The sequence below is a fragment of the Bacillus sp. AFS001701 genome, assembly GCF_002559405.1.
In the GTDB taxonomy this organism is placed as follows: Bacteria; Bacillota; Bacilli; order Bacillales; family Bacillaceae_G; genus Gottfriedia.
In genome coordinates, this window is sequence record NZ_NTZO01000133.1 from 1 (window position 1) to 1837 (window position 1837).

Below are 1837 nucleotides of genomic sequence, written 5' to 3' on the forward strand. Positions count from 1 at the left end.
CTATAAAATGTAAACGATTTAATTTTATAAATCGCTTTAACCTAGAAGAGGAGAATACAAATGGGCCCTACAATTTATGATATTGCTCGTGTAGCCAACGTTTCAAAGTCCACTGTATCTCGCGTACTAAATAATAAAGATAATATTTCAGAAGAAAGTCGTAACCGAGTTATGAAAGCTATTGAAGAATTAAATTACCAACCTAATAAATTAGCTCGAGCTCTTACATCATCTGGATTTGATGCCATTTTGGTAATGTCCCGCTCCACGAAAACAACTGCGGGAAATACCTTTTTCTCTGAGATTATTCACTCTATTTCAACGAGATCAGAAGTAGAAAATTTTGACGTGATTATACAAACATCAAAAAATAGTAAAGATGAGTTAGAAAAGTGCATAGAAAAAATTCGTGGGAGAATGATCAAAGGAATTCTAATGTTGAGTTCACCTGCAAATGAGGACTTTTTTAAAGAATTAGATAAATATGAAATTCCAGTAGTCGTTATTGGAAGAGTTGAAGGAAACTATCAACATATTTACTCAGTAGATACTGATAACTTTAATGACAGTTATCAATTAGTTCAACATTTGATTAATCAAGGGCATACAGACATTGCATGCCTTCATTCTTCACTTGATTATCATGTATCAATTGACAGATTGGAAGGATATAAAAAATGTCTTCTTGATAACGGAATTCCACTTCGATCTGATCGTATTATTGATAGTGGATATACAATGGAAAAAGCCTATGAAACTTCAGAATCACTATTGAAATCTAAAGATCTACCTACTGCAATTTTTGCAATAGATGATCTCAAGGTTATCGGACTTTATAATACAACTTCTAAGTTGGGCATATCGATTCCGAAAGATATTTCAATTATAGGATATAATAATGGAATTTTTTCTCCGTTATTTTCTCCACCTTTAACTGGAATTGAGATCCCTGTTATGAAGCTAGGCGAAATTGCTACAGACTTACTGTTCAAGCATGTAAAAAATAAAACTGAAAAAACGAATCATATTATCGTTCCTACAAAACTGATCGAACGAAAATCAGTTGCAAAATTAAATTGATTGAATCAATGGAGGTATCATTGTGAGAAAGCAAATTGAAGCATTTATTTTTGACTTAGATGGTGTAATTACTGATACTGCTGAATTTCATTATTTAGCATGGAAAAAGCTAGGTGAAGACTTAGGAATCCCTTTTGATCGTGAATTTAATGAAACATTAAAAGGTGTAAGCCGAACAGATTCATTAGAAAGAATCCTAACATTAGGAAACAGACAAAATGATTTCACTGAAAGCGAAAAAAATGATTTAGCAACAAATAAGAATGCACATTATGTGGAACTAATACGCAATATATCTGAAAAAGACTTATTACCTGGCATAGAATCATTTTTAAAGCAAATTAAAGAAGCTGGTATTAAAATTTCAATGGCATCTGCTTCAAAAAATGCGTTAATGGTCGTTAAAGCTTTAGGTATTATTGATTATTTTGACCATATCGTTGATGCTGCAACAGTCATTAATTCTAAGCCAGATCCAGAAGTATTTTTAAAAGCTGCCGAAGCAGTTTCTGCTAAACCTGAGAACTGCATCGGTGTTGAAGACGCAGCAGCTGGTGTAGACGCAATTAACTCAGCTAATATGTACTCAGTTGCGATTGGAGATGCAACAATTTTAGGCCATGCTAATCTAGTTTTATCATCAACTGAAGAATTAGAACTTAATCGTATTATTGATAAGTATTTAACAGTTTAATACCTTGAAATTTATTATATAAAAGTAACATTTTGATTAATTAATAATAAAAAAACGAAAACC

General features: G+C 31.9%; 2 protein-coding genes. Both read left to right on the top strand.

Annotated elements, in window-relative coordinates; genetic code table 11:
- The first annotated feature begins 60 nt into the window (after nt 1-60).
- The gene (locus tag CN514_RS10705; protein ID WP_098232568.1) at nt 61-1080 is read left to right on the top strand and encodes a LacI family DNA-binding transcriptional regulator; all 1020 of its coding nucleotides are present in this window, start codon (nt 61-63) and stop codon (nt 1078-1080) included.
- A 22-nt stretch (nt 1081-1102) separates the two neighbouring features.
- Nucleotides 1103-1774 (top strand): beta-phosphoglucomutase, encoded by a 672-nt coding sequence (gene pgmB, locus CN514_RS10710; protein WP_098232569.1) that lies wholly within the window; start codon nt 1103-1105, stop codon nt 1772-1774.
- Nucleotides 1775-1837 lie beyond the last annotated feature (63 nt).

What these genes read in the sequence shown, in the direction of transcription:
- CN514_RS10705 (WP_098232568.1), top strand. Translation starts at nt 61, where the DNA reads ATGGGCCCTACAATTTATGATATTGCTCGTGTAGCCAACGTTTCAAAG.